The 26,083-nt window shown below is 53.1% G+C and carries 27 protein-coding genes and 4 pseudogenes; 21 read left to right on the forward strand and 10 right to left on the reverse strand.

What is annotated here, in order from left to right; genetic code table 11:
• Positions 1–48: 48 nt before the first annotated feature.
• On the reverse strand, positions 49–1,134 hold the full coding sequence (locus ACR3EP_RS11500; RefSeq protein WP_480637911.1) for a Gfo/Idh/MocA family protein: 1,086 nt from the start codon (positions 1,132–1,134) through the stop codon (positions 49–51).
• A 213-nt stretch (positions 1,135–1,347) separates the two neighbouring features.
• Here ACR3EP_RS11500 and ACR3EP_RS11505 point away from each other — a divergent pair, with 213 nt between their 5' ends.
• From ACR3EP_RS11505 to ACR3EP_RS11530, 6 genes are all read left to right on the forward strand, one after another.
• A complete protein-coding gene (locus ACR3EP_RS11505; protein ID WP_170378491.1) occupies positions 1,348–2,001 on the forward strand; it encodes a GntR family transcriptional regulator in 654 nt (217 codons plus the stop codon).
• 439 nt (positions 2,002–2,440) lie between these two features.
• Positions 2,441–2,668 (forward strand): hypothetical protein, encoded by a 228-nt coding sequence (locus ACR3EP_RS11510; protein WP_480637913.1) that lies wholly within the window; start codon positions 2,441–2,443, stop codon positions 2,666–2,668.
• A gap of 222 nt (positions 2,669–2,890) precedes the next feature.
• On the forward strand, positions 2,891–3,268 hold the full coding sequence (locus ACR3EP_RS11515; RefSeq protein WP_480637915.1) for a hypothetical protein: 378 nt from the start codon (positions 2,891–2,893) through the stop codon (positions 3,266–3,268).
• 30 nt (positions 3,269–3,298) lie between these two features.
• Complete coding sequence (locus ACR3EP_RS11520; RefSeq protein WP_480637917.1) at positions 3,299–3,418, forward strand: YdhR family protein; 120 nt, start codon at positions 3,299–3,301, stop codon at positions 3,416–3,418.
• A gap of 47 nt (positions 3,419–3,465) precedes the next feature.
• On the forward strand, positions 3,466–3,612 hold the full coding sequence (locus tag ACR3EP_RS11525) for a YdhR family protein (RefSeq protein ID WP_480639019.1): 147 nt from the start codon (positions 3,466–3,468) through the stop codon (positions 3,610–3,612).
• Positions 3,593–3,805: a hypothetical protein gene (locus tag ACR3EP_RS11530; protein WP_480639046.1), complete on the forward strand. Its 213-nt coding sequence runs from the start codon at positions 3,593–3,595 to the stop codon at positions 3,803–3,805. Before ACR3EP_RS11525 ends, ACR3EP_RS11530 begins: the two co-directional genes overlap by 20 nt.
• Here the strand turns inward: ACR3EP_RS11530 and ACR3EP_RS11535 are convergent.
• Positions 3,751–4,098 (reverse strand): DNA polymerase beta superfamily protein, encoded by a 348-nt coding sequence (locus tag ACR3EP_RS11535; RefSeq protein WP_480637918.1) that lies wholly within the window; start codon positions 4,096–4,098, stop codon positions 3,751–3,753. The two genes, ACR3EP_RS11530 and ACR3EP_RS11535, sit on opposite strands and share 55 nt — an antisense overlap.
• A 651-nt stretch (positions 4,099–4,749) precedes the next feature.
• On the opposite strand from ACR3EP_RS11535, the gene ACR3EP_RS11540 reads away from it, so the two are divergent.
• From ACR3EP_RS11540 to ACR3EP_RS11570, 7 genes are read left to right on the forward strand one after another with little or no spacing between them, the layout of a single operon-like run.
• The gene (locus tag ACR3EP_RS11540) at positions 4,750–5,871 is read left to right on the forward strand and encodes an aromatic ring-hydroxylating oxygenase subunit alpha (RefSeq protein WP_480637920.1); all 1,122 of its coding nucleotides are present in this window, start codon (positions 4,750–4,752) and stop codon (positions 5,869–5,871) included.
• The gene (gene betC, locus ACR3EP_RS11545) at positions 5,868–7,403 is read left to right on the forward strand and encodes a choline-sulfatase (protein ID WP_480637922.1); all 1,536 of its coding nucleotides are present in this window, start codon (positions 5,868–5,870) and stop codon (positions 7,401–7,403) included. Before ACR3EP_RS11540 ends, betC begins: the two co-directional genes overlap by 4 nt.
• Positions 7,403–8,194 (forward strand): SDR family NAD(P)-dependent oxidoreductase, encoded by a 792-nt coding sequence (locus ACR3EP_RS11550; RefSeq protein WP_480639020.1) that lies wholly within the window; start codon positions 7,403–7,405, stop codon positions 8,192–8,194. The genes betC and ACR3EP_RS11550 overlap by 1 nt, the downstream gene beginning before the upstream one ends.
• Complete coding sequence (gene kce, locus ACR3EP_RS11555) at positions 8,194–9,126, forward strand: 3,5-dioxohexanoate:acetyl-CoA acetone transferase (protein ID WP_170393431.1); 933 nt, start codon at positions 8,194–8,196, stop codon at positions 9,124–9,126. The genes ACR3EP_RS11550 and kce overlap by 1 nt, the downstream gene beginning before the upstream one ends.
• A gap of 10 nt (positions 9,127–9,136) precedes the next feature.
• Positions 9,137–10,555, forward strand: coding sequence for an aminobutyraldehyde dehydrogenase (locus ACR3EP_RS11560; RefSeq protein WP_480637924.1), 1,419 nt, complete (start codon positions 9,137–9,139; stop codon positions 10,553–10,555).
• Positions 10,555–11,289 (forward strand): SDR family NAD(P)-dependent oxidoreductase, encoded by a 735-nt coding sequence (locus ACR3EP_RS11565; protein ID WP_480637926.1) that lies wholly within the window; start codon positions 10,555–10,557, stop codon positions 11,287–11,289. The genes ACR3EP_RS11560 and ACR3EP_RS11565 overlap by 1 nt, the downstream gene beginning before the upstream one ends.
• Positions 11,289–12,221: a 3-hydroxyacyl-CoA dehydrogenase NAD-binding domain-containing protein gene (locus tag ACR3EP_RS11570; RefSeq protein ID WP_480637927.1), complete on the forward strand. Its 933-nt coding sequence runs from the start codon at positions 11,289–11,291 to the stop codon at positions 12,219–12,221. The genes ACR3EP_RS11565 and ACR3EP_RS11570 overlap by 1 nt, the downstream gene beginning before the upstream one ends.
• Here ACR3EP_RS11570 and ACR3EP_RS11575 read toward each other — a convergent pair.
• From ACR3EP_RS11575 to ACR3EP_RS11610, 8 genes and pseudogenes are all read right to left on the reverse strand, one after another.
• Complete coding sequence (locus ACR3EP_RS11575) at positions 12,199–13,230, reverse strand: GlxA family transcriptional regulator (RefSeq protein ID WP_170352067.1); 1,032 nt, start codon at positions 13,228–13,230, stop codon at positions 12,199–12,201. The two genes, ACR3EP_RS11570 and ACR3EP_RS11575, sit on opposite strands and share 23 nt — an antisense overlap.
• A 1,106-nt stretch (positions 13,231–14,336) precedes the next feature.
• Positions 14,337–15,329: pseudogene (gene mgrA, locus ACR3EP_RS11580) on the reverse strand (L-glyceraldehyde 3-phosphate reductase).
• A 245-nt stretch (positions 15,330–15,574) separates the two neighbouring features.
• Entirely contained in the window at positions 15,575–16,048 is a 474-nt protein-coding gene (locus tag ACR3EP_RS11585; RefSeq protein ID WP_480637929.1) for a cysteine dioxygenase family protein, read from the reverse strand.
• A 184-nt stretch (positions 16,049–16,232) separates the two neighbouring features.
• A pseudogene (locus ACR3EP_RS11590) lies at positions 16,233–16,981 on the reverse strand (proteasome-type protease).
• An 11-nt stretch (positions 16,982–16,992) separates the two neighbouring features.
• Positions 16,993–17,532, reverse strand: coding sequence for a transglutaminase-like domain-containing protein (locus ACR3EP_RS11595; RefSeq protein ID WP_480637931.1), 540 nt, complete (start codon positions 17,530–17,532; stop codon positions 16,993–16,995).
• Positions 17,533–17,556: 24 nt separating this feature from the next.
• Entirely contained in the window at positions 17,557–17,784 is a 228-nt protein-coding gene (locus ACR3EP_RS11600; RefSeq protein WP_480637933.1) for a transglutaminase N-terminal domain-containing protein, read from the reverse strand.
• A 141-nt stretch (positions 17,785–17,925) separates the two neighbouring features.
• On the reverse strand, positions 17,926–18,726 hold the full coding sequence (locus tag ACR3EP_RS11605) for an alpha-E domain-containing protein (RefSeq protein WP_480637935.1): 801 nt from the start codon (positions 18,724–18,726) through the stop codon (positions 17,926–17,928).
• 2 nt (positions 18,727–18,728) lie between these two features.
• Positions 18,729–20,145: pseudogene (locus tag ACR3EP_RS11610) on the reverse strand (circularly permuted type 2 ATP-grasp protein).
• A gap of 455 nt (positions 20,146–20,600) precedes the next feature.
• Here ACR3EP_RS11610 and ACR3EP_RS11615 point away from each other — a divergent pair.
• The 8 genes and pseudogenes from ACR3EP_RS11615 to ACR3EP_RS11650 all read left to right on the forward strand — a co-directional run bounded on the left by ACR3EP_RS11615 (position 20,601) and on the right by ACR3EP_RS11650 (position 25,985).
• Positions 20,601–21,137 carry a hypothetical protein gene (locus ACR3EP_RS11615; protein WP_480637937.1) on the forward strand — a complete coding sequence of 179 codons (537 nt, stop codon included), beginning with the start codon at positions 20,601–20,603 and terminating at the stop codon, positions 21,135–21,137.
• An 11-nt stretch (positions 21,138–21,148) separates the two neighbouring features.
• A pseudogene (locus tag ACR3EP_RS11620) lies at positions 21,149–21,415 on the forward strand (adenylate/guanylate cyclase domain-containing protein); the annotation flags it as partial.
• A 142-nt stretch (positions 21,416–21,557) separates the two neighbouring features.
• Entirely contained in the window at positions 21,558–21,770 is a 213-nt protein-coding gene (locus tag ACR3EP_RS11625; protein WP_480639021.1) for an AAA family ATPase, read from the forward strand.
• Positions 21,754–22,113 (forward strand): hypothetical protein, encoded by a 360-nt coding sequence (locus tag ACR3EP_RS11630; RefSeq protein WP_480637938.1) that lies wholly within the window; start codon positions 21,754–21,756, stop codon positions 22,111–22,113. Before ACR3EP_RS11625 ends, ACR3EP_RS11630 begins: the two co-directional genes overlap by 17 nt.
• A 141-nt stretch (positions 22,114–22,254) precedes the next feature.
• Positions 22,255–24,162, forward strand: coding sequence for an ATP-binding protein (locus tag ACR3EP_RS11635; protein ID WP_480637940.1), 1,908 nt, complete (start codon positions 22,255–22,257; stop codon positions 24,160–24,162).
• A 55-nt stretch (positions 24,163–24,217) separates the two neighbouring features.
• The gene (locus ACR3EP_RS11640; RefSeq protein WP_480637942.1) at positions 24,218–24,436 is read left to right on the forward strand and encodes a nickel-binding protein; all 219 of its coding nucleotides are present in this window, start codon (positions 24,218–24,220) and stop codon (positions 24,434–24,436) included.
• A 157-nt stretch (positions 24,437–24,593) separates the two neighbouring features.
• The gene (locus ACR3EP_RS11645; RefSeq protein WP_480637943.1) at positions 24,594–25,427 is read left to right on the forward strand and encodes an FAD-binding oxidoreductase; all 834 of its coding nucleotides are present in this window, start codon (positions 24,594–24,596) and stop codon (positions 25,425–25,427) included.
• Positions 25,428–25,892: 465 nt separating this feature from the next.
• A complete protein-coding gene (locus ACR3EP_RS11650; RefSeq protein ID WP_480639022.1) occupies positions 25,893–25,985 on the forward strand; it encodes a hypothetical protein in 93 nt (30 codons plus the stop codon).
• The last annotated feature ends 98 nt before the right edge of the window (positions 25,986–26,083 follow it).

Below are 26,083 nucleotides of genomic sequence, written 5' to 3' on the forward strand. Positions count from 1 at the left end.
CTGAGTTTTGACCTATTTTGGACTTTTTGCAAGATTTTTTGCAAAATATCAGATATTTTTCATTACCTGCAATTTCTGTTGTTGCATTTCCTGAAGGTTTCTTATCCTGACAGTCTCGCCAGTTCTGCAGGAATTCTGAATGGCTTCAATGACTTGAAGTGTTCTGAAGCCTTCCCATCCGGACACAATCGGATCTGCTTCGTGCCGAGCAACGTCAACAAAGTGCCCAAGTTGATTGACCAGTGGGTCAGAGGAACCCTTCTTCAGCGCGGTTGACGAAATTGGAATCCACCAATCCCTTTCCTCACCCTGGTAGGTCCATAGTCTTAGATCGGGGACAGACAACGACCCATGAGAGCCACCGATCATGTAGCTACTCTCAGTGGTCGACGGATAGATTGGATATTCCTGAGACGTCATCTCCCAGCTCCACGGAGCAACAATGCTGTCGGATACGCTAATGGTCCCAATCGCTCCGCTTTCAAACGTCAATAGCGCTCCGGCGACATCTTCGTTGTCATAGCCGCGTTGCGAGGTAGCCGACTGCGCCTGTACGGTCACGACCTCTCCGGCCAGGTACCGCAGAAGATCGACATCATGGACAAGATTGACCGAGATGGGCCCCGCACCGGGTTTCTTACGCCAGGGTGCGGCGTCAAAATATTCATCGGGCTTGTAAAACCAGCAATTCGCATGGACAGCGCGCACATCTCCAATCTTCCCATCGACAATGGCTTCCTTCGCTGACTTGATCAGAGGATTGTGCCGACGATGATGTCCGACCATCAGTGGCACATTGGCCTTCTCCGCTTCTTGGACAAGCTCCAGTGCAGCGGAGGCTTCCACGGCGATCGGTTTTTCGACGAGTACGGGACAACCATGCCGAACACATGTGAGCCCTTGTTCGACATGAAGCGTCGTGGGCGTCGCGAGCACAGCTCCGTCCGGCGTCTGATTTGCAAACATATCCTCGAGGGTCTCGTAACACGCAACGCCATGCTCCGCAGCGTAGGTGCGCCCTTCGTCACTGGGATCAACAACCGCAACAAGATCGACATGACGCAACGCGCGTATCGCGTCTGCGTGGCGGCGTCCAACAAGGCCAATGCCGACAATGGCAATGCGAAAGTTCATTGACAATTTGCTTCCTTCCAGAGGGTTCAGAAACTCCGAAACCAATGTTTATGACTGAGCTGCTTTGCCCAACTTGAACTCGACCGTATTGGGGTTTTTGCGATTCCACAATAATGTATGATATTTTTATTTCTACCATACATCACATTGGATTGCTGATAACTCTGTAAAGTGGTATTTGAAGGAGGAATCTAAAAATATCGGGTGAAACGCATGGCGAAACAGCCGTCTACGATAGGTGCAAGCACCTATCAGCGCATAAAGCGAGATATTATCTTTGGAGAATTGCAGCCTGGCTCCAAACTGAAACTGGACGCCTTAAAAGACCGGTATTCGGCAAGCCTTTCGACACTTCGTGAAACCCTGAACAGGCTTGCCAGCGACGGTTTTGTCGAAGCTCCCGAACAAAGAGGCTTCCTGGTTACGCCGGTCTCTCGCGAAGACCTGACCGAGATATCAGAGTTGCGTGTCCTGCTGGAATGCCACGCGTTGGAGTTGTCCATTGCGAATGGCGACACGGACTGGGAAGGCAACCTCGTTGCCGCGCACCACAAATTGCACCTGATGGAACAGCAGCTTCTCAAGGGCGACGAGTCCGAGAAAGAAACCTGGAAACGATATGATTGGGAGTTTCACCAAGCGATGATCGCGGCCTGCAACTCCAAGAACCTTCTGTCTCTGCACTCGATCATCTACGACAAGTATTTGCGGTATCAGATGCTCGTGCTGACCTATCGCGGCGAAGAGGCCGTCAAGGAGCATAAGGGCATGTTCGATGCCGCATTGGCCAGAGACGCGGGCACCGCTAAGAAGCTGTTGGTAGATCACATCCGAAACGGTCTTTCACATACGCTGGAGGCTATGTAGCTCGCTGTTGTTGCCGCCTATCTCCATCACCTGAATCAGCGGCACGGGACCTGAAAGGCAAGTTTAATTACTGTGCTTACCAGACGAATTCCGTAAGTTTATGATTCAACATCCGAACCCGCTACATCAGGCAGCCGTTTAAACAGGGATGAGAACGCTAAGCTTCCGCAACCAAGGGTTGCTTTGCACCACCATAACAAACCGCGAACATCCTTGAAGCGGTTTTATGTGAAGCGATCTCTGGTTAAGTGATGGCCGATCTGCGGTTTCCTCGCACAATCACTTCAGTCTGCCTGGCAGCAGACATTGATCCCGTATGCAGAGAACGTCAGCGATGAAACCAAGTTTACACAATGCTGTACATCAAGCGAATGAGCGGTTTAGGTCAAATCTATGGGGCACACTTGAATTTATCCCTAACTAGGGATATGTGCGCGATATGAGACACTATAATCAAACCCGAGAGAACCAGGCCCTGGTGCTGGCCCTGCTTCGAAGTCAGCAATTGTTCATGCGCGCCATGGTACCAGCGTTTCGTTCGGCGGGGCTTACTGCGCCGCAATGGGATGCACTTGAAACGCTAAGCAACAAGGGTCCGTTGTCGATCAATGATTTGATGCGACTGACCCTATCTACCTCTGGTAATCTGGATGTCGTCAAAACCTGATCCAAGCCGGATGGGTGGAAAAGAGCGTCGATGAAACTGACAGACGGGCGCGCGTTCTGCGCCTAACTGCAGCCGGACAACAAAAAGTGGCCGAGTTCTTACCAATCCACAATCATGCTCTGGACCAGATATTTGGAGATCTCAGCGCGCAGGATAAGCGCCAGACGGTTAAGACACTCAACCAGCTCCGAAAAAGCTGCCTCAACCTTAGAAAGACCTGACATGACAAACAAAACCTTCCTGACCGCGCATGGCGTGATCTACATGTTTTTCGCGCTCGCGCTGTTCTTTGCCCCGGCCATCCTCTGGCCGAACTACGGCCTGCAGTTGAACGACCAATACGCGGTGTTCCTGTCACAGCATAACTCGATCTTTCTGGGTGGCATCGGGATCATCAGCTTTTTATTTCGGGATGCTGAACATGGCAGTAACGCCGCTCTGGCCATTCTTTCGGGACTGATGTGGACCAATCTGCTCGGTGTCATCATCACGCTTTATGCCTGCCTGACAGGGGTCTTCACCGGGTTTGGTTGGTCTGATCCCATCTTCTTCGCACTGCTTGCGGTCCTGAGCGTTGTCCAGCTTGGGAAGAACCGCTGAACCTCTTCAACCTCGCAAAGGAAGCTGAATATGAGCACGCTGAAAATCTGGGACCTGCATATGACCTACGATGGTCCAATAACCGAAGAATTTCTCGCCGGAACCGAGCAACTAGCTGAGAGTATTGCGGAGGAGCCGGGAGTAATCTGAAAATCTGGACTGTCGAAGATGGCACCAATCACTATGGGTCCACATACCTGTTTCGGAACCGCGAATATCTTGAAAGTTACAAGAGTATGCACCTGAAGCGACTTGAAGCGATTGGGATCACGGTGACCGCCAACCATGTGTTCGATATCATGGAGGATGTCAGCCGCATCAACAATGCACCGCTTGAAAGCTGACTTAAAAGAACCGGACATTGGCATGGTAAGAGTTGATGTCCGGTTTGTTGCGCAAACCGGACGCCTCGCACGGCTGAATGGCATCTTAAGCCTTGGCAAATTCCTAAACGATGTGCCTCAGCAAGCTATTACCCTCGATCATGAGTTCGTGACGATCTTTGTTCTTTTCACCACAACTGCCCACGCCATTTGATCTTGTATGTAATCGTCAATTATCGCTATGCGCTGTCCGCGGCCCATTTCCTTGGTTTTGTTTTTTGACACCAGAAGCCTGTCAATATGCCCAATGAGGTTAGGTGACAGGTCCTGATCTTTAATGAGATCATGCAGGTTCATCGGCGGTGGCGTGTCTGGTATCTGCCTGATCCAGGAGATCGCCAAGGCGGGTCTAAGTGTGTAGAAATACGTTTTGAAGCTCAGTAGCCCGCACCGCCGTACCTGTTTTTCGGCCAGCGGGATTTGGACAAGCCAAACGCCCCTGGCCATCAGGGGTAAGACGCTGCCTTCCCCCTCGGGCAACCCTATTAGACAACACCGTGTCCTCGGCTGCGCCTGCGGGCCGCACCACTATTGTCGAATAGCATTGCCTCGCCCCATCCGCGTTCGCCACGTGGCAGATCAGCAGGAACAGGCGCCTTCGGCGTCTGATCTGCAAATCAGCCCTGATTTTCCCAAAAAGGAAGTCAGGATCATTGAAATCGGTCTAGGTGCTGGATGAAGGAAGTGAGGCGAAAATGGCAAGGTTCTGTCGCTGGTGGCAGAACTATGTGTCGCCTGACACAGGAATTGTGGAACGTCACTGATATTTGGCTCAATCGACAGCCAAAACCTCAATAATTCTGTAAATCGCGTCATTCAATTCTGACCCAAACGTCAAGCATTTCTGACCCAATCTGAATAGCGGTCCTTCATCAACACTGCGGCTAAGGTCTCAATAAAGTTCATACTCACCGGTGCTGCGCTTTGAACAAATGACCGCTCCGTAGTCACCAGTGAAATCTGGACCCGCAAATGCAACCAATGTCTTGACTATGATTTCGGCCGTCCGGCTCAATCCAAAAACATCAAAATTCTGACCAATTATGCATATCTCAGATTCGCAAATGGAATACTCTATGCCAACACTGGAGGAACCACATGACAGATTCTGATACGATTTCTCTTGGCTATGATCACGATCCATCGCGTTCCAGTTCACTGCGAGCGGAGGCCTACACGGAAGAAAAGTGGTTTGACGCTGATCTCAAGGTCATCATATCCAAGACTTGGCAGTGGGTCTGTCATGTGGAAAAAACCCGCGAGCCAGGGTCCTACGTTACAATCGAGATTGCAGGGAAGCCTATTGCCGTTGTGCGCGACAAGGAGGGCACGTTGCGCGCTTTCTACAACGTCTGCAAGCACCGCGCCCACGAACTGCTTTCTGGCGAAGGAAACACAACTCGGATCATGTGCCCTTACCATGCTTGGGTTTACAAGTTGGACGGGCAGTTGGCCCGCGCGCCCCACACCGAGAACCTAGAAGATTTTCGCACCGATGAGATTTGCCTCGACGCGGTGCAAGTCGAAGAGTTTTGCGGATTTGTATTCGTCAATCTGGACCCAAAGGCACCCTCTTTGGCGCAGCAGTCAGGCAATCTGGAAACTGAAGTGCGCCACTGGGCACCGGACGTGGATCAACTGACCTTCGGGCACCGATTGACCTATGACATCAAATCAAACTGGAAGAACGTCGTTGATAACTTTCTTGAGTGTTATCACTGCCCGACGGCGCATAAGGATTTCTGTGATCTTGTTGACATGGATACTTACAAGGTCACAACCTATGGCATTTATTCCAGTCACATGGCCGATGCGGGAAACAGCCCCAATGCCGCATATGACGTGTCGAACGCTACGGTCAAAACCCATGCGGTTTGGTGGCTTTATCCGACAACTTGTCTGATGCGGTATCCGGGTCGGTCCAGCATGATCGTGCTCAACATCATCCCTGTCGGGCCGGACCGGACGTTGGAGACCTATGACTTTTTCCTCGAAACGCCTGAGCCCGACGCGATGGAGCTGGATGCCATTCGCTATTTGGATGAGGTGCTGCAGGTTGAAGACATCAGTCTTGTCGAATCTGTGCAGCGCGGTATGAGCACACCTGCTTTCACTCAAGGCAGGATCGTCAATGACCCGGATGGGTCGGGCAAATCTGAGCATGCGGTGCATCACTTTCATGGGCTGGTTCTGGATGCCTACGCCAAGGGTGCAACGTGACGCGGGCAAATATCCTTGTGATCATGGCGGATCAGTTGGCCCCACATTTCACGAGGGCTTACGGGCATAGCGTTGCCAAGACCCCGCATCTTGATGCGCTAGCGGCGCGCGGGATGCGCTTTGATGCGGCCTATTGCAATTCGCCGCTTTGCGCGCCGTCGCGGTTCGCCTTTATGTCGGGCCAACACATCTCCCGTATCGCGGCCTTTGACAATGCATCAGAATTCAAGGCGTCTGTTCCTACCTTCGCGCATTACCTAAAGTCGCTGGGCTATCGCACGTGCCTGTCAGGTAAGATGCACTTTGTCGGCCCTGATCAGATGCACGGGTTCGAAGACCGCGTGACGACCGATATTTACCCGTCGGACTTTGCATGGACGCCCGACTGGGAAGCCCCCGATGAGCGGATCGATAAGTGGTATCATAACATGCAGACCGTCAAGGAAAGCGGTCTGGCGCATGCGACGTTCCAGATTGATTACGATGATGAGGTTGGCTTTGCCGCCAAACGGTGGCTTTTCGATGCGGCACGTGACAAAGCGCTAGGGCATGATGCGCCCTTTGCGATGGTTGCCAGCTTCATACATCCGCATGATCCATATGTCGCCCGCCCCGAATGGTGGAACCTCTATTCAGACGACGACATCGACATGCCGGCCTTTACGCCTGCTTTGGATGATCAGGACCCATTCTCGCGCCGCCTGATGGATGGGATCGAAGCGTCCTATGTGCCGCTGACAGAGGAAGAGGTGCGCCGCGCGCGCCGCGCATATCTGGCGAATGTCAGCTACTTTGACAGCAAGATCGGCGAACTGGTTCAAACGCTCGAAGAGATTGGAGAGCTGGACAATACAATCGTGATCGTCACGGCAGATCACGGCGACATGCTGGGCGAACGTGGGCTGTGGTACAAGATGAATTTCTTTGAACATTCGGCCCGCGTGCCGTTGGTCATGGCGGGACCTGGCGTGGCGGTTGGGACAGCGCGAAACGCTGTGTCGCTCGTGGATATGTTGCCAACGTTTATTGAGATCGCTGGCGGTAGTGAAAGCATGATCGGCGAACCTATAGATGGCCGAAGCCTTATGCCCTTGGCGCGGGGCGAGGACGACCCCGTTGATGAGGCAATCGGCGAGTATTGCGCTGAAATGACGGGCTTTCCCGTCATCATGATCCGGCGTGGTTCATTGAAATACATCCACTGCGATAGCGATCCACCACAGCTGTATGATCTGAGCGTTGATCCGTTGGAGACAAGAAATCTGGCCTCCGACCTCAGTTACAATGAGGCTGCTCAAGCCTTTGCTGATGAAGTTGCCGCGCGGTGGGATGGCAAGGCATTGCGTACAAAGATCATTGCAACCCAAAAATCCCGCCGCGCGCTGCATGCCGCGATGGAAGCAGGCGCAAGTGTGCCTTGGGACTACAACCCACCATCCGACGCGAGCAAGCAATATGTGCGTAACGATATGGATTGGACCATTGCGGCCAAGCGTTACCGTTATCCCCCTTTGAAGGACCAAGACCAATGATGCTGAACGGAAAAATTGCCCTCGTTACAGGGGCAAGGGGTGGAATCGGACGTGCGATTGTGGCGCGTTTCGTCAAAGAAGGTGCGACAGTTTACGCCGCAGACCTGACGCTCGAAGGGTCACTGGACAGGCATGACGATGACGGCAGCCACTTTTTAAAGCTCGACGTAACACAGGAGGCGGACGCAATCGCCGCGATGGATCAGGTCCGCAACGCTCATGGCAAGCTTGACGTCTTGGTGAACGCGGCAGGGATCGAGATTGAAAAGACGGTCGAAAACACCACGCTGGAGGAATGGAACCAAAGCTTTGCGGTGAATTCCACGGGTACTTTTCTAACCTCAAAATACGCCATTCCATTGATGCGCGAAGCCGCGAAATCTGGCAACAGCGCTAGCTTGATCAACTTTGGGTCTTACGATGGGTTCATCGCTGACCCCGGCCTTGCCGCTTATTGTGCAACCAAGGGGGCGGTGCATGCGCTAACCCGTGCAATGGCCTGCGACCATGGCCCTGAGGGTATCCGCGTCAATGCGATCTGCCCCGGCTATATTGATACTCCTATGCTGCAGAGTTTCTTCAACGGCGACGGATCTGGCGGCGGGGGGGGCAACATCGAAACACTTCAAAAAGCTGTCCGGGACGTGCACCCGATGCGTACCTACGGAACGCCAACGGACATTGCCAATCTGGTCAATTGGCTGGCCAGCGACGAGGCGCGCTATGCCTCTGGCCAGCTTTGGGTTTTGGACGGGGGGCTGTCTGCGCAAGTGCAACAGATGAAATTGTAATGCCCAAGTCAGTCATCATCACTTGTGCGCCAACGGGCGGCATTCACACGCCGTCAATGTCGCCCCACCTGCCGATCACACCTGCCGAAATTGCAACAGCAAGCATTGAAGCGGCAGAGGCTGGCGCGTCTATCATCCATCTGCACGCGCGACATCCCGAGACCGGCAAGCCAGATCCCAGACCTGAATTGTTTCAGCAATTTCTGCCTGTGATCAAACAATCCACTGACGCGGTGGTGAATGTCTCAACCGGCGGCGGATTGGGCATGTCGATGGACGAACGTCTGTTGGCCGCGACTTCGACGAGCCCGGAAATGGCCTCGCTCAATATGGGCAGCATGAACTTTGGCATCTTCCCGATGCTTCAGAAATACACGGAATTTCAGCACGATTGGGAACGTCCATTCCTTGAGATGACGGAAGACTTCATTTTTCCCAACACGTTCAAGACCATTCGATATGCGATTGAGAAACTGGGGGGTGATCATGGCACCAAGTTTGAGTTTGAATGCTACGATCTGGGCCATCTCTACAACGTCAAATGGTTCGTGGATCAAGGGCTTATCAAACCGCCGTTCTTCATCCAGATGGTCTTTGGCATTTTAGGAGGCGTTGGCGCTGACCCTGACCATCTGACCCATATGCACAATACGGCGGACAAACTTTTTGGCGCTGAAAACTATGAATGGTCTGTACTGGCAGCAGGACGACACCAAATGCCTTTCGCTACACAAAGCGCAATGCGCGGTGGCAATCTGCGTGTCGGGCTCGAAGACAGTCTCTTTATCGGCAAGGGAGAGCTTGCCACATCGAATGCCGAGCAAGTGAGCCGCATTCGCACAATCATCGAAAATCTGGGCCTTTCAGTTGCGACACCGGCAGAGGCACGCGAACGCCTCGCACTAAAAGGCGGCGATCGGGTTGGGTTTTAGAGAGGACCACATGCAGACAAAGATGTTAATCAATGGCGAAATGGTTGAAGGGGGCGGCGCGCCGATCTTTGTCGTGAACCCAGCCACGGGCGAAGAGATTTGCAAGATCAATTCCGCGACGTCCGAACAGGCAAGCGCTGCGGCCGCAGGGGCCCACGAAGCCTTTGAGACATTTGGCCAGACCAGCCCTGCAGAACGTTCTGAGCTTTTGACCAATATCGCAACTGTCTTGGAAGAGCATGTCGAGGAACTGGCGGAGCTGGAAAGCTTGGATGCCGGTAAACCCTGGCCTTCGGCTTTGGATGACGAAATGCCGTTGACGCTGGACACATTCAAGTTCTTTGCCGGTGCGGCGCGCACGATGTCTGCCGTTGCTGCGGGCGAATATGTGGCCGGTCATACCAGCATGATCCGCAAAGATCCGGTTGGCCCCGTAGCCGCGATTGCGCCATGGAACTATCCGCTGATGATGGCGGCTTGGAAACTGGCAGCGCCATTGGCAGCTGGCTGCCCGGTCACGCTGAAGCCCTCGCAGCTGACGCCGCTTTCCACGCTGAAAGCCGCCGAGCTGATCGCAGGTGTTGCGCCCAAAGGGGTGGTAAACGTGCTGCACGGCCCCGGTCGTGAGATTGGCGAGCAGATGATCAACGATCCACGGACCGAGGCGATCTCGATCACGGGTTCCAACGCGACGGGTTCTGCCGCGATGGCTGCAGCCTCTCGTCAAATCCGCCATGTGCATCTGGAACTGGGCGGGAAAGCCCCGGTCATTGTTTTTGACGATGCTGATATCGAGGCGGTTGCCGAAACTGTGCGCTATGGTTCGTTCTTCAACGCCGGTCAGGACTGTGCACAGCCCTGCCGTTTGCTTGTCGCTGATGAGGTCTATGACAAGGTCGTCGCCGCCGTTGTTGATCAGGTCAGCCAGATCAAAGTTGGGGCTCAAAAGGCCGAAGGCACCGAAATGGGGCCGATCATCTCGGCCGCGCAACGCAACGCTGTAGCGGGGTTTGTCGACCGAGCGCGCGATAACTGCGACGTTGTATTGGGAGGCAACATGATCGACGGACCAGGTTTCTTTTATGAACCCACCGTGCTGATCAATGTGGCGCATGATGCCGAGGTATTCTGCAACGAGATCTTCGGTCCTGTCGTGACCATCTCGCGGTTTGGCGACGAAGAAGAGGCGCTCAAGGTGGCAAATGCAGGCCCGTTTGGTTTGGCCTCATCCGTCTGGACCAACAATACCGGTCGCGCGATGCGGATGTCTTCGAAGTTGCGCTATGGCTTTACGTGGGTGAACACGCATGGTGTTGCCACGCCTGAAATGCCTTGGGCCGCAATGAAGAGCTCTGGCACTGGTTGTGATATGTCGGTCTACGCCTTGGACGCTTATACCGCCGTGCGCCATGTGATGGTCGCGCACTGATGCGGTTGGCTGGCAAACGCGCTTTCGTTACAGGCGGCAGGCAGGGCATTGGGCGCGCTATCGTAGAGGCCTTCATGGCCGAGGGTGCGGACGTTATCACCTGTGGTCGGGGACCAAAGCCGGATGGTTTGAGTACTGATTGGATATCTTTGGATGTGTCAGATGCCGCCGCCGTTGGCGAAGCTGCGCAAAAGCTGGGTGTATTGGACGTCATCGTAAACAACGCCGGCGTCCAGGTTGAAAAGACTGTTGTGGACAGCACTGATGCCGATTGGGATTTGGTTATGGGAGCGAATGCAAAGGGCGTTTTCAATGTCTGCCGGGCACTCATTCCGCAAATGCAGGAGGGTGGCTCCATTATCAACATCGGGTCGATCTCGGGCAATGTCGCGGACCCGTCGATGGCACTCTATAATGCGTCAAAGTCTTTTGTGCACGGGCTCACCAGGTCCATCGCGGTGGATCACGGACCGGCAATTCGCTGCAATGCGATCTGTCCTGGCTGGATTGAAACCGGCATGCTGGATGCAGGGTTTGAGCTTGCCCAAGACCCTCAGAATGCGAAGACCGACGCATTGGCGCGGCACGCGGTCAAACGCTTTGGCAAACCTGCTGACATAGCAGCAATGGCTTTGTGGTTGGCCTCTGACGATGCATCGTTTGCAACGGGCCAATTGTTTACTGTTGACGGTGGCATGACAGCGGCCTCTCCTCTTAATCCGGGGTTGTTCTGATGTCTCAGATTGAAAGAACCGCCATTCTTGGAGCCGGTGTGATCGGGGCAAGCTGGGCCGCATTGTTCCTCGCCTCGGGCCGGAACGTAACTGTCTTTGATCCTGACGAAAACGCTGAGAACACCGTGCGATCCTACGTTGAAAACGCATGGCCTGCGCTGGAAGACCTAGGCCTAACTGAGCGCGCGACACCTGACGCCATCACCTTTGTGGCGACCGCTGCCGAGGCCGTCACAGAGGCGCAATTCGTTCAGGAAAACGCGCCTGAGCGGTTGCCCATCAAGCATGCAATCTATGCGGAGATTGAGGCCGCGCTGGCTGCTGACGCAATTGTCTCAAGCTCGACATCGGGTCTGACGCTCGAAGCGCTCCAAGAAGGGTGGCGCGATCCCGCGCCGCTTATTCTTGGCCACCCCTTCAACCCGCCGCATCTGATCCCGCTGGTGGAACTGACAGCGAATAAAGCCACCGGATCAGACATTCTGGACCGCACAGAAGCGTTCTACAATGACATCGGGAAAGTCACGATCCGCATCAAGAAAGGCATGCCGGGGCATGTAGCCAACCGGTTGCAGGCCGCAGTTTGGCGAGAGGCCGTTCATATGGCCGTTGAAGGTGTTGCCAGCGTCAAAGACATAGACAAAGCGATGTGGGCCGGACCGGGATTGCGTTGGGCCGCAATGGGACCAACCACTCTTTTTCACTTGGGCGCGGGCGCAGGCGGTTTGCAGGCTTTTTGTGACCACTTCAAAGACACGTTCAACAGCTGGTGGGACGATCTGGGTGATCCACGCTTAGACGATGATGTGATCAGAAAACTGGTCGATGAAATGACAGCGCATGCACACGGGCAAAGCACCGAGGAACTCTCAGCGCAGCGTGATGAGATGCTCACAGCTATGCAGAAGGCTACGAGACACCTTCGGACCTAATGTCAGGCTTGAACATTGGCCAGGCGCGAAACTCGAACGGCACACGACCTTCAATGCGATCAGCAGTGGGCGTCAGGCCGAACCGGTTGCGGTAAGCGCGGCTGAAATGCACTTGACCGTTGAACCCCGACGCCTCTGCAATCTCGCTGAATTTTAGCTCGGTTTGCGTGACGAGGCCACGCGCTCGATCAAGGCGGATATCTCGGTAGTATTCGACGGGTGACTTTTGAACATACTGCCGGAACAATCGGCCCAGTTGCCGCTGTGAAACGCCTAACTGTTGAGATATAGCGGGAATTGACAACGTGGTCTCCAAATGCGCTTCCATAAGGTCGATCGCATCTCGGACAACGCCAGATGTGACATACCCAAGCGGCTCCACATCCTTGGGGTTTTGTGACTGACCTTCCCCACGCACATCATGGTGAAACAGATACCGCGCTGAGGCGTTTGCGATGCTTTCGCCAGCGACGGAATGGACAAATCTCAAGCCAAGGTCGGTTGCCGCTGATCCTCCACAACATGTGAAGATCTTGCCATCTGTTACAAACATGTTCTCAGATACCGTCGTGTCCGGTGCAATTTCGGCGAAGGCATCGATGTGCTCATAATGGACCGTCGCAGTTTTGCCCTTTAGCAATCCAGCCTGCGCGAGCACAATTGCACCCGTATCCAACCCACCAACTATTGCACCGCCTGCATCCCATTTTTGAAGAGCCGCCTTGAACTGGCGTGTCCCGTGGCGTTCAGGCGTCCAGCTTGTACTTACGAGAACGAGCCAAGGCTTGCCCCTGACCACGTTTGCCAAAGGAGCAGTATCAACCACCAGGCCGCTGCTGGATTCGATGTGACCACCAACCTCCGAAACATAGGTCCAGGAAAACCGCACCAATCCTGACAGGTAATTCGCAGTTCTAAAAGGATCGATGAAAGATGTCGTTGCCGAAACGTTGAAATGCGGGCTCACCAAAACAACGATGCCTAACGTTTGATCAATTGATTTCGCCATGGCTGATTTTGTAAAGTAAGGTCCAAAAATATCAAATCGATTTCTTTTCTTTCATTTGTTTGGTGTCTTTTGGAGCTCCAAAACCAACAGCTTGCCGGGGACAGAAAGCAGTCCTTCGGTAGTTTAGAAGCACCACAAGCAGACCTTGGCGCAAATTTGACGAAGGCCCGCTCCGTCCCGCTTCTCTGCCTCTAACTAAGCCACTCAGACTATCCGCATATTGCGGTTCGTGGCTTGCTGCATGAGCAAAGTTATTGGAATGGGAGAAGGCCTGGTAAGGGCTCAAAGCCTCTAACGACGCTCTGAACTAAGAACAGTTATATCAAACCTTTGCCGACCATTGAGTGTTGAGGTAAACGTTCCCAACGGCGGCATAGCGAACTGCGCTCTTGCTTTTGTTTTGTGAGACAACGGGATTTGGACAAGCCAAACGCCCCTGGCCGTCAGGGTGAGGGCGCGGCCCTCCCCCTCGGGCAACCCTATTAGACAGGGCCGTGTCCTCGGCTGTGCCTGCGGGCCGCACCACCCCTGTCGAATAGCATTGCCTCGCCCCCTCCCGCGTTCGCCACGTGGCAGATTAGCAGGAACAGGCAGCTTCGCTGTCTGACCTACAAATCAGCTCTGATTTTCCGAAAGGGAAGTCAGATCAAACCAAACTGTCTGCGGGAGTATAAAATGGGGGCGGCGTGTTAGTTGATGACTCAAAGATCAAATTCAACTGATGTCCAACGTTGGGGGCGCCTTCTGATGTCGAACGTTCACTGCTTTTCTGGTCCAACTGTGACGGTTGGGTCAGGTTCGTGTGACGTTCAACAGAAAACCAATGGCGGACCGAGGAGGAACAATATATTGTGGATAATTACCTGTTAATAAATCAATAAATATTATCATGAAAAATTATACCACATATAATACCACACCCCGCCTGAGGGCCGGTGAAACTAACTAAGCCAAGTTGAGGGTTCATACCGCTAAATACGTCCGCTTGGAAACGCAGAGCAGCCTTTCGACGAAATCGGGCCAAGGTCCGCTTCGAGCCCAAAGCAGAAACGCCATGCGATTAAGCAGAAGAACCTGCTAGCACCAAAAATCAGTGGTCAACAATCTTACTCAATTTCCGAGGATCGTGCCCAGAGATTGATTTCCTTCCGAGCTTACCTCGTCAATCTTAGCGAGTTCCGCTTCGGTAAATTCCAAATTCTGGACCGCACCTACGCAATCCACGATCTGCTCAGGACGCGAAGCGCCAATAACGGCTGTCGTAATCCGGTCACCTCTCAGCACCCAAGCAAGCGCCATCTGAGCTAATGATTGACCGCGTGACGCCGCTATATCGTTTAGAGCCCTGACACTCGTCAATGAACGTTCGTTGATCATGCCATCCAATAGAGACTTGCCTTGGGTCGCACGACTGTCTTCGGGAATGCCGTTCAGATACTTCGATGTCAAAATTCCCTGGGCAAGTGGCGTGAACGCAATCGATCCCACGTTCAATTCGTCAAGCGTATCCAACAGCCCGTCCCGCTCAACCCAACGGTTGAGTAGGTTATACGACGGCTGATGAATCAGGCACGGCGTGCCAAGGTCTTTCAAGATGGCCAGCGCTTCGCGCGTTCGTCGCGAGTTGTAGCTTGAAATTCCGACATAAAGTGCGCGCCCAGAGCGCACTATATAGTCTAAGGCCCCATAGTTTCTTCCAGAGGGGTATCTGGATCGTAACGGTGGGAATAAAAGATATCTGCGTATTCTAACCCCATCCGCTTGAGCGACTGATCACAAGAGGCCACAAGATACTTTCGTGATCCCCACTCCCCATAGGGCCCCGGCCACATATCATACCCTGCCTTGGTAGATATGATGAGTTCGTCCCGATAGCCTGCGAAATCAGTTTTTAAAATTTCACCGAATGCTTCTTCCGCCGATCCCGGCGGCGGGCCATAGTTATTTGCTAAATCAAAGTGCGTTATACCCAAGTCAAAAGCAGTGCGGCAGAGATCGCGCTTTGTCTGGTGCGGGGTATCTCCACCAAAGTTGTGCCATAGCCCAAGGCTTATCGCGGGTAGCTTTATGCCAGACTGCCCACAACGGCGATAGACCATTTGCTCGTAGCGGTCCGATTAGGAAGAAATGGGCGTGGCCGAGGCTTCGGGGGCGTTGTAATTTGCTCATCTGTCCATAATCCGAGATCATCACCCCGTGTCAATTCAACGAGATAGTAATCGGCAATCAGCGAAGCCTGCCGTATAGACGGAACATGCCTCAGGCATTGCCAGCGTAGATTGTCAAACTGCAAACTAGTCCTCGAATAACGCGCGAACCTTCGACATGTCATAGGCATGTTCCGTCAGGTTTTCAGGATCCCATTCGCTTCGCTCAGCTTCAAAAAGTCCCCGCCGTATACGTGGATTGCTCCGGTCAACTTGGGGATAGGGTTTGTAACCGAGTGAATGAGGTCCTTACCAAGCGGAGCATATTCACCCGTCGACAACGCTCGAGCCCCCGCCGCTTCGATGCGTCCGTTAGGGTCATCTGCTACGCGCCGCCAAAAGATGTTATCTTCTCGGCCACCATAAATACCGATCACGGCCCACATTTCGTGATTGTGGGGCATTATGGTCATTCCCGGCTTCCATACGACGTTGACGATTGTCAGATCACCTGACTTGTAAATGGGAAAGATACCGCTTTCGGTCGGCTCTCCCAAGGCTTGCGTCACGCCAGCGGGATCGCGCATCGCCCGGTCCACCACCTCAGCCACCGATTTGTGAGACGCGTCCTGATCTACTGCGGTCCGGCAGTCCGCTACAAACTGTTCCATGTTCCACATATATTCAGCCCCCAATTGCATACGATAAATGCAACAGGGTAGCACAGGCTGTAAAATAGACGAAATTGGGACCCAGATTGCAGCTGCATGTATCGGGTATCTAAGACTTCCAATGACTGCTTAGCGTTCGTTCGCCAAATCGGAGCGGATGTCTGCTTTGCGGGAAAGCGGACACTCAATCGTTTGATTTTCGCCCCGATCTGTATTCTGGAAGTTTGGCCAAGGCCGATTTCAACGCGTCACCCCATCCATCGGAGACACTGCGAAAGTACTGGTCGTCAGCTTCGAATCTTGACCGAGTACCGCCGTCAAGGCTGTCTTCATCGTAGAGAAGCAGGTCAAGCGGAGCCCCGACAGACAGATTGGCCTTAATCGTGGAGTCAAAACTTACAAGCAAGAGTTTTACGGTTTCCGGAAAACTCATATCCGGATCGAAGGCTCGCACCAGAATTGGGCGACCATATTTTGTCTCACCGATCTGAAAGAACGGGGTGTCGTCTCCGGCTTCGATAAAGTTACCTTCGGGGTAGATCAGAAACAAGCGAGACGGGCCACCTTTGATCTGGCCTCAAGAATGAGTGTCGCATGAAAGGCGCTGTCTGCTTGCTGACCGGAACGGGCATGTTCCTCGATGACGTCATTCAGTGTAGCCGCGACCAGTTGCGCTACTTGAAACATGGTCGGCGCTTCTAAAATCGATGGCGAACGATCTGCGGGCGCTTTCGTACGCTCTTCCAAAAGGCTGATTGTGGCCTGAGTAGTTGCCAGATTTCCTGCCGCTAGGATCGTGATCGAACGATCACCTTCGACTGTCCAATTAAACATTTTGTTGAACGTCGAAATATTATCGACGCCTGCATTCGTGCGCGTGTCGGACATAAACACCAGCCCACGATTCAGCCGCATACCCACAGCATAGGTCATCAAATTCTCCGTTACTGCTGTGCGACCTGCAACTGCACTGTCAATTGCTCACCCGCTGCCCCAGTTCTGTTCCCTATTACTGGTGCAGCTTGGGAATAGTCCAGACCGGTCGCGACGCGTACGTATCGATCGTCGGGTGAAATCCCGTTTGAAACGTCGAAACCGACCCACCCGAGCCCGTCCAAATGCACTTCGGCCCAGGCATGGGTCGCGTCCTGCAGTTCTGTTTCGTTCATCATCAGGTAACCCGATACATAGCGTGCTGGCATTCCGATTTTCCGTGCGCAGGTAATGAAGATATGAGCGTGGTCCTGACACACGCCACACCCGGCGCTGAGAGCGTCTTCTGCGCTCCACCCCGGGTGCGAACTTCCAACCTCGTACGCGACCAGAGTGCGAATTCTTTCGGATAGGGCATGCATCTTTTCCAGCGGCTCGCCTTTGGGTAACGCCTCTACCACATCGGCAACCCCTTCCCCGGCGTTGTTTGAGATGTGCTCCTTTGAATAACCACAACGGCGTCGACCCTTCGTGATGGCCCAAGACGCCATGTGTCTTCCACCTTAACTACGCCTTCAGAAATCAACGAGATTCCCGGTATTTGCTTCAAAACTGATCAATTCCACGGTGTTGCGGTGATAGTCTTCAAAAGTCAGTTCTTTGCGCCCACCGGTGATTTGGGTGCTCCAACTTACAATGTTCTGATTGCGGAATGACTTTGGTGTCTTCCTCAGCTGCTGCAACCCGAAGGGAACTGGCGCGTCGTAGTTGTATCGTGTCTCATGTCGAATGTGCAATTTCATTGGCTACTCGTAAAACCGATAGTCGATTTCTATCTGACGGCTTAAGTTGCCGAGATCTGTCAGAAAATCCTGAATGTACTCATGCAGTCCGAACTCGAAAATATCGGAGATTTTCTGATCCGGTATTTCTCGTAGAGAACTTTAGACGCCTCGCACGAAGGCCCAGCAAAGCCATAGTCTTTCTGCAGGTATGACAGGTTCTCCTGAATTTTTCTGCAGCAAAGTGCAGGCTGCGAGGCATGCGCTGATCAAGATCAGAAACTGGGCAATATCAGACGGCCGTGTTTTCTCTCCATGGGTCATTCGATACCCGCCACCCGCACCAACAGAGCGGAGGATGCTCTCCCATTGTATATTGTCCAGTGATGAGCCCACTGAAAAGGCCGTGGGCAAAAGAACATAGTACTTAACGTCCAGAATGCGCCCGGTATTGTCGGCCCGCTCGACAAACGTACCAATACGGGTGAAGTCGAAAATGTCATTGCGCAGCATGGTTCCCAATGTGGCACCACGAACCAAAGCCGCCTGTTGGCGAATGAGTTCCAGCGTCGCAGGCAATTCACGCTCATTCACACGGCGCTTCATGATCTCATCGATCTGCATCCAAGTGGAGTTTACTGCACTCCAGACGTCATGGGTCAGCGCGGTTCGAACAAGGCGTGCGTTGTCTCGTGCCTGTTTGATGACTGACTTGATCGAGGATGGATTGTCTGCATCGCGCAGCACCCAATCCACTGCGTTGTCTTTTGAAACATCATCGTATTTGGCGTAGTACGCATCCAGAACACCGGCCGTTTTCAGAACAGAGCCCCATTCCTCGGCGGAGTTCTTAGTACGGGTCAACGCCATCCGCTGACCTGTTTCAAGCAGCCTGGCCGTGTTTTCCGCCCTCTCAAGGTACCGGGACATCCAAAACAACCCACCTGCAGTTTTTCCCAGCATGGTCAGTCCTCCAGAACCCAGGTGTCTTTTGTCCCGCCACCCTGGCTTGAGTTCACGACGAGAGATCCCTTCTTAAGCGCCACGCGGGTCAAACCGCCGGGCGTGATCTTGATCCCTTCGGGTGACACCAAAACGAACGGCCTTAAGTCAACATGTCTGGGCGCAAGTCCCGAGCGCGCAAAGATCGGAACCGTTGAAAGCGACAGTGTCGGCTGAGCAATATAGTTAGCTGGCCGCGATTTGAGCTTGTCGCGGAAAGCTGAAATCTCTTTCTTGCTGGCAGTCGGGCCGATCAACATCCCGTAACCGCCAGACCCGTGCACTTCTTTCACAACAAGGTCGGAAAGATTGTCGAGAACGTAGGACAGAGACTGGGGATCGCTGCAACGCCAAGTGGGAACATTTTGAAGCAGGGGCTTTTCACCAGTGTAGAACTCAACGATTTCAGGCATGTAGGAATAGATCGCCTTATCATCAGCAATACCCGTTCCCGGCGCGTTTGCGATCGTGATGCCGCCAGCGCGATAGACGTCCAGAATACCCGGCACGCCCAATGCGCTGTCGGGGTTAAAATTCAGCGGATCCAAGAAGTCGTCATCCACTCTGCGATAGAGAACGTCGATGGGTTTATAGCCTCTGGTGGTGCGCATGCAGACACGCCCGTCCACAACCCGTAGGTCGTGGCCTTCGACCAATTCCACAGCCATCTGATCAGCTAGAAACGCGTGCTCGTAATAAGCCGAGTTGTAGATGCCTGGGGTCAATACCGCGACAGTGGGTTCTCCGTCCGCGCAAGCTGGTGCGCAGGCAGCAAGAGACCGTCTCAGATTACGGGGGTAGTCTGAAACATTCCGAACATTGGTTGCGCTAAAAGTTCGGGAACATCTTTAGCATCGTTTCCCGGTTCTCCAACATATAGCTGACCCCGGATGGCGTACGAGCATTGTCTTCCAGAACGAAAAACTCGTCTGGTCCGGTTCGCACCAGATCGACGCCGACAATGTGCGTATAGACCTGACCGGGCGGTGAGACACCAAGCATCTGCGGCAGGAAGGCCTCGTTTCCGGCAATCATCTCTGCCGGCACACGACCAGCCCGGACAATTTCTTGACGGTGGTAAATGTCATGTAGGAATGCGTTGATTGCCCGCACCCGCTGTTCGATACCGCGCTCCAGCCGCTGCCATTCCCGCGCTGAAATAACTCGTGGTACGATATCAAACGGTATCAGACGTTCCTCGGCCTCGGCCTTGCCGTATACATTAAAAGTGATGCCTGTCAGTCTAAAGACTTCTTCGGCTTCGCGCTGTTTCGCCCTCAGTCGTGATGCGTCTTCAGCATTGAACCAGCGGCCGATCTCTTCGTATGGACCTCTGTGTGATCCATCGCCGTTGAACATTTCATCAAAATACTCACTCATGCTTTAAGTTTCACGCATAAATCAGAATTTTCAAGGCATTCAGGCTTGGTTGGATGCTGCCTTGGGAAGGAACGTCTAATTATTAGGCTAGCGGGATAATGTGATGATCTTAAAAACATGGCGTTATTCGTGTTTCCAGTTGAAGTCACATTCAATGTATTGCGCTCAACAGTATATGGTTTTGTGCTGCATCTAAACGTCCGAATTGGGCTCGAAGCAGCCATTCGCTGCGCGGTAGGTCAATGACCGCTAAGCGGACAAAGTTGCCTTTCGCGGCAGCGCAGCAAATGCACGCTAAGGGAGATCTACCTGCAATAAACCACTGCATTCTGAAAAGAGTTGGATCAGCAGGTGTCATTTCTGTCAAAGGCAATGCAGACGTTTGGCCGCCAAAAATCAGCCCGTATTTACTGCGTTTTCTTGATTAGCGTCCCGTATCTCAGCATGATCCCGTTATGACGGTTGAAATCGACAAATGGCTGAACGATCTCGAACTGGGTCAATACTCAGGCGCTTTTGCACAGCATGATATCGACGCGCGTGTACTGCCATTGCTGTCAAACGACGACCTTAAAGAGCTTGGGGTTAGTCTGGGCCATCGAAAAATCATCTTGGCAGCGGTTCAGGAATTGACTGGCCAAAAGCACTCGTCTCAATCGCCACAAGCCGTAGACACGTATGCAGACGAAGTCGGCCGGGTTCCCATTTCGGATGGATCGCAAGGCGTGATCTTATCCGCAAAGAAGCCTGCTTCATTAGCGATCGCAGAGAGGCGTCACTTAACAGTTTTGTTTGCTGATCTCGTCTCCTCAACTGAGATGACTAACCGGTTTGACCCCGAAGACATGCGCGAACTGCTGCAGAGCTATCAGGATGCCGTTGCAGGTGCAGTTAGCAAGTATGGCGGCTACGTCTCGAAGTATTTGGGCGACGGCCTCCTGGTGTTTTTGGCTGGCCGACAGCCTATGAAGATCATGCAGTTCGCGCTGTAAAGGCTGGTCTTGAGGCCGTTCGGCGGGTCAGCGAGCTTGAAACACCCGACGGTGAGCGTTTGTCAGCCAGGTTAGGTATCGCGAGTGGGGAAGTGGTAGTTGGCGATACGATCGGTGAAAACACCTACGAAGAAGGAGCCATGACGGGGCCAATTGTCAATCTGGCAGCGCGGCTTCAGGAACACGCAGAACCTAACTCAGTTGTTTTATCTGCTGAGGAGACCGAAGAAACTTTACATCGGCTATTTGAGTTTACGTCTCTTGACAAACCGAACTGAAAGGTTTCAAAGAACCACGGACCCTTTTGACTGTCGTATCTGAACACAGCGCGGAAAGCCGGTTTCGAGCTTCATACAGGGACGAAAGTGGCAGCGTCATGATTGGTCGCGACTACGAAAAAGGTATCCTTTACAATCATGGCTGCGTGCGCAGAACAGTCAGGGAGAGGTTGTTCTGCTTGCCGGTGAAGCTGGGATCGGTAAATCGCGATTGGCGGAAGAGTTTCTCGCTAATGCTGTAGCGACTAGCGAAGCTGATATTATCAGGCTGAACTGCTCTCCTTACCTTACCAGTAGCCCGTTCCACCCTGTCGCCCAGAGGATTTCAGGATGCTGGTGTGGGGACAGATTTTGATGACGACCAAATTCTCGACCTTGTTAAAAAAATGTTGGAAAGCCGAGAGGGCTTGGAATGGGAAAAGGTTCTGCCCGTCTTTGCCGCACTGGTTGCGCCTCACAGTGCTCTTGCCCGAAGCGTTCTCGATATGTCTCCGCAGGAGCAACGTGACCTCACGATTCAGACGTTAATCCACACGGTTCAGGTCCGCGCAAGCACGCGTCCTGTTATTCTTTGTGTTGAGGACGCGCATTGGATTGATCCTTCCACCCAAGCTCTTGGATCGCTTCAAAGCAATTTGCGGAGATCTACCTTTAATGATTTTGATTACCCACAGGCCTGGCTGGGAACTTGCCCATGATGACGGGAAGCGCACGTACATACGCTCCAACTGCGTCGGTTTGATACGACCCATGTCTCGAACCTAGTTCGCAATGTTACCGGAAAAGCACCCGACGATGCTCTGATTGCCACAATCATTGAGAAGACGGACGGCGTGCCTTTGTTCGTCGAAGAACTGGCCCGGGCGATTGTTGAGGCGGGTGAACACGGGCAAGTCCACATACCCGCGTCTTTGAAAGGCACACTGATGGCACGTCTTGACGCGGTCTCACCAGAGGCTAAACAAGTCGCGTTAACAGGAGCCGTCATTGGACGGGAGTTCGAGCCTAGCTTGCTGGCTTCTGCAATAGGTCTTGCGAGTGCGGAAATTCAATCTCGTATAGAAGAGCTGTCTCGAACGGGTTTGATCTTTGAAAGCGGGCACAATCGAGGGTATTTCGTTTTCCGTCATGCCCTTATTCGGGATACCGCCTATCAATCCATGCTGGGCTCAACCCGCAGACAACAACACGCAAACGTGGCCCGTGCATTGATGCAGTTGCGGTCAGCAGAGATTGAACGTCGGCCTGAGTTGGTTGCCCGCCATCTTTCAGAGGCCGAAGAATGGCGTGCTGCGTTCGACAAATGGCAGACGGCAACTGAAATGGCATTGGCGAGATCCGCCAGCCAAGAGGCGATGGTCAACGCTAGGGAAACACTCAAAGCGGCCGAAAATCTTAGATCTGACAACGGTGTCGAAACGATCAAAGCCAAAATCCTGATTGGTCGCAGCCATGACAGCCTGGGTCAGTTGCCAGAGGGGATAGCGGCTTTGAAAGAGGCCTCGGACGCCGCCCGCGGAATACACGATGTGGCGCTCGCTGCTGATGCTGCGAACCATTTTGCGGACTCGTGTATGATGTCGAGTAAGAGACACGGCGAAGCCATTGAGCTTTGTGTTAGAGCTCTGAACGACCTTCCCGACGATGACGAAGTACGGCAGTGCAGATTGATGAGCCAACTTGCACGGGCACATATGTTTGTCGGCCAGTTTTCTGAAGGCGCACGCTTTGGTCAGCAATCAATGGAACTGGCCGCGAAACTGGGGGACTATAAATCCCAATTCTCAGTGATGATGATGCATTTTGGGGCGCCATTCGTCGCGCGCAAAGGCAGAGAGGCACGTCATTGGCGTGAAAATCTTGATGCAATGCATCGAGCGGCCGAAAACCTAGGGAGTATTGATCAGGGTCGGGACCGGACACTTAGTCTTTTTGTCGGGGCCGAAATGGCCGACCGCGACTTGATGGATCATTCACTCGATCTGCTGACGGAGATTTCGGAAAAGGACAACCATCTGCAACTCTACTGGGTTCAGAAACACGCACGCGCCATGGTTGCAATTATGGATGGCGATTTTGAGCAGGCGGAGATGCATGCCAACGAAGCGGTGAAAATCGGTCGAAAGACACATGGAGAACATGTTGAGGGCGTCTTCGGTGTTCAGATGTTTACCATTCGCCGCGAGCAAAACCGGCTGCACGAAGTTGCACCGGTGATCAAGAAGCTGATGACGGATAGCCCGGAAGACATTTCTTGGAAACCGGGATTTGGCCTTATTGCCGCCGAGTTGGGATACAAGGAACCAGCTGAACGCATACTGAATGAAATGGCAGAGACTGGCTTCGATCTTCCCCTTGATGCTATGTTTTCAACTACTTTGTCTTATCTTGCTGACATTTGTGTCGCAGTCGAGCATCTGGGACATGCTGAGACCCTCTATGAAATGCTGACCCCATACGAAGAGCTAACGATCACCGCTGGGGCCACAACAGTTTGCGCCGGGGCGGCTGCAAGACGTCTGGGCAATCTGGCAGCGGTGCTGAAAAACTGGGACGCCGCTGAGAGGATGTTCCATAAGGCGATCGAAATAGACACGCGTATGAAGTGTCCTCCGTGGATTGCGCACAGCAAGGCAGCGTATGCATCCGCGCTAAGGCAACGGGGCCGCACGAATGATTTGAAACTAGCGTTTCAACTAGAAGGAAGCGTTGGCAATTTCACAGCAATTGAGTATGGTTTTCCTTAGGTCAAAGCTCGAGGGAGTAGCTGTTTAAAGTCATTTACATGCTTGGGGGAGCATTATGCCAAGGTACATAATTGAGAGAAATTTTGCCGAGCAGCTGAACGTCAGCGACGACGACAAAATTCACATCAAAGAGATCAATGACGAAGTCGGGGTCGAGTGGATTTTCTCGTTCCTCAGCGCAGACAAGCGCAAAACATACTGCCTGTATGAGGCCCCGACGAGGAAAGTCTCAGAAAGGCGGCCGAGCGCCTTAACATCCCAGCCGATGTCATAACACCCGTGGATCAGATAGATCCCGGAATATTCGCCTGAATATTCGCAGTTCAAACACCTAAACCGAGGCGATTCCTCTGCGGGGCAACGCGTCGGAAGTCACAACTACATGAGGCAGCCGCGCAAGAAGCCTGACCTGAAAACAGGGAGGCTTATGCATGTACGACATAAAAACACTCGACGGAAACACGGCAACTGTGGGTCAAGACGCTTTGGATGCGCTTAACTCCTCGCTTCGCGGAGGCGTCTACTTACAGGGCACTCCGGAATATGAAGGCGCAAGAACAACATGGAACAGCATGTTCGAACGTCACCCTGGGTTCGTGATCCGCGCGATGGGGGCGAGCGACGTACAGAAAGCTGTAAACTTTGTTAGAGACGCCAACCTCATAATGTCAGTCCGATCAGGTGGGCATCAAATTGCAGGGCACGCCGTTGCTGACGAGGCAGTATTGCTCGATCTGTCCCAGATGCAATCGGTACACGTGGACCCTGTCAACAAGACTGCTCGGGTTGCTCCGGGTGCATTGCTTGGCGATGTAGATCGCGAAACCCAGGCTCATGGGCTTGCTGTCCCTGTCGGCATCAATTCGACAACTGGTATCGCTGGTCTGACTCTTGGTGGTGGCTTTGGGTGGACGACGCGGAAGTTCGGAATGACGATCGACAATCTTCTGTCGGCAGAAGTTGTCACGGCAGATGGGGCGATAGTCAGCGCCTCGCCCACAAGCCACCCGGAGCTCTTCTGGGCCATCCGAGGTGGAGGCGGCAATTTCGGCGTCGTGACCTCATTCGAGTTTCAGTTGCATGATCTTGGGCCCGATGTTCTGTCCGGCCTGATCGTTCACCCAATCGAAAAGGCGCCAGAGTTGCTTGCAGAATTCGCAGCCATTGCAGATGATTCACCCGATGAGCTGACCGTCTGGTGCGTGATGCGAAAAGCTCCTCCTCTCCGTTCCTACCAGAAGAGTGGCATGGGAGAGAGGTGCTAATCTTCGCGGCTTGCTACAGCGGCCCTATGAACGAGGTGAAATAGCAATGTCGGCTTTGCGCGCGCTTGAGAACCAATAGCCGACGTTATCTCACCTCAAGTTTGTAGACTGGCAAGCAGCATTCGACCTTTGCTTACACCGGGCGCTCGGAACTATTGGAAAAGCCATGATTTCGACGCGCTTTCCTCGGAAGCAATCACAGGACTTCGAGGCGGTTTCAGCCTGCCCGACCCTGCTTGCGAAGTATTTATAGCGCATGTAGGTGGCGCAATGGAACGCATTGAACCCCACTCAACAGCTTATCCGCAACGATCAGCACACTTCATAATGAATGTTCACACACGTTGGGAAGACCCAAACAAGGATGGTGAGTGTATTGCGGGGCGCAAGGACTTTATGATCAGATGCGGCCTCATGCGACCGGTAGCGTATGTAAACTTTATGCCCGAAGACGAAGCGGAACATATGGCTGGTGCGTACGGCCTAAACAGCGGGAAGCTTTCGAAAATAAAGGGCAGCTATGATCCAAAAATCTGTTCAGGATCAATCACAACATAGTGCCTGAGTAGGGCCATCCGATTTAGAAAGACTGATCTGTATGGACGCATAGAGTTTATGCTTGAAATTTGACAACAAATATTTGGTTGTGCATTCAG

Source organism: Ruegeria sp. BB10, assembly GCF_056535725.1.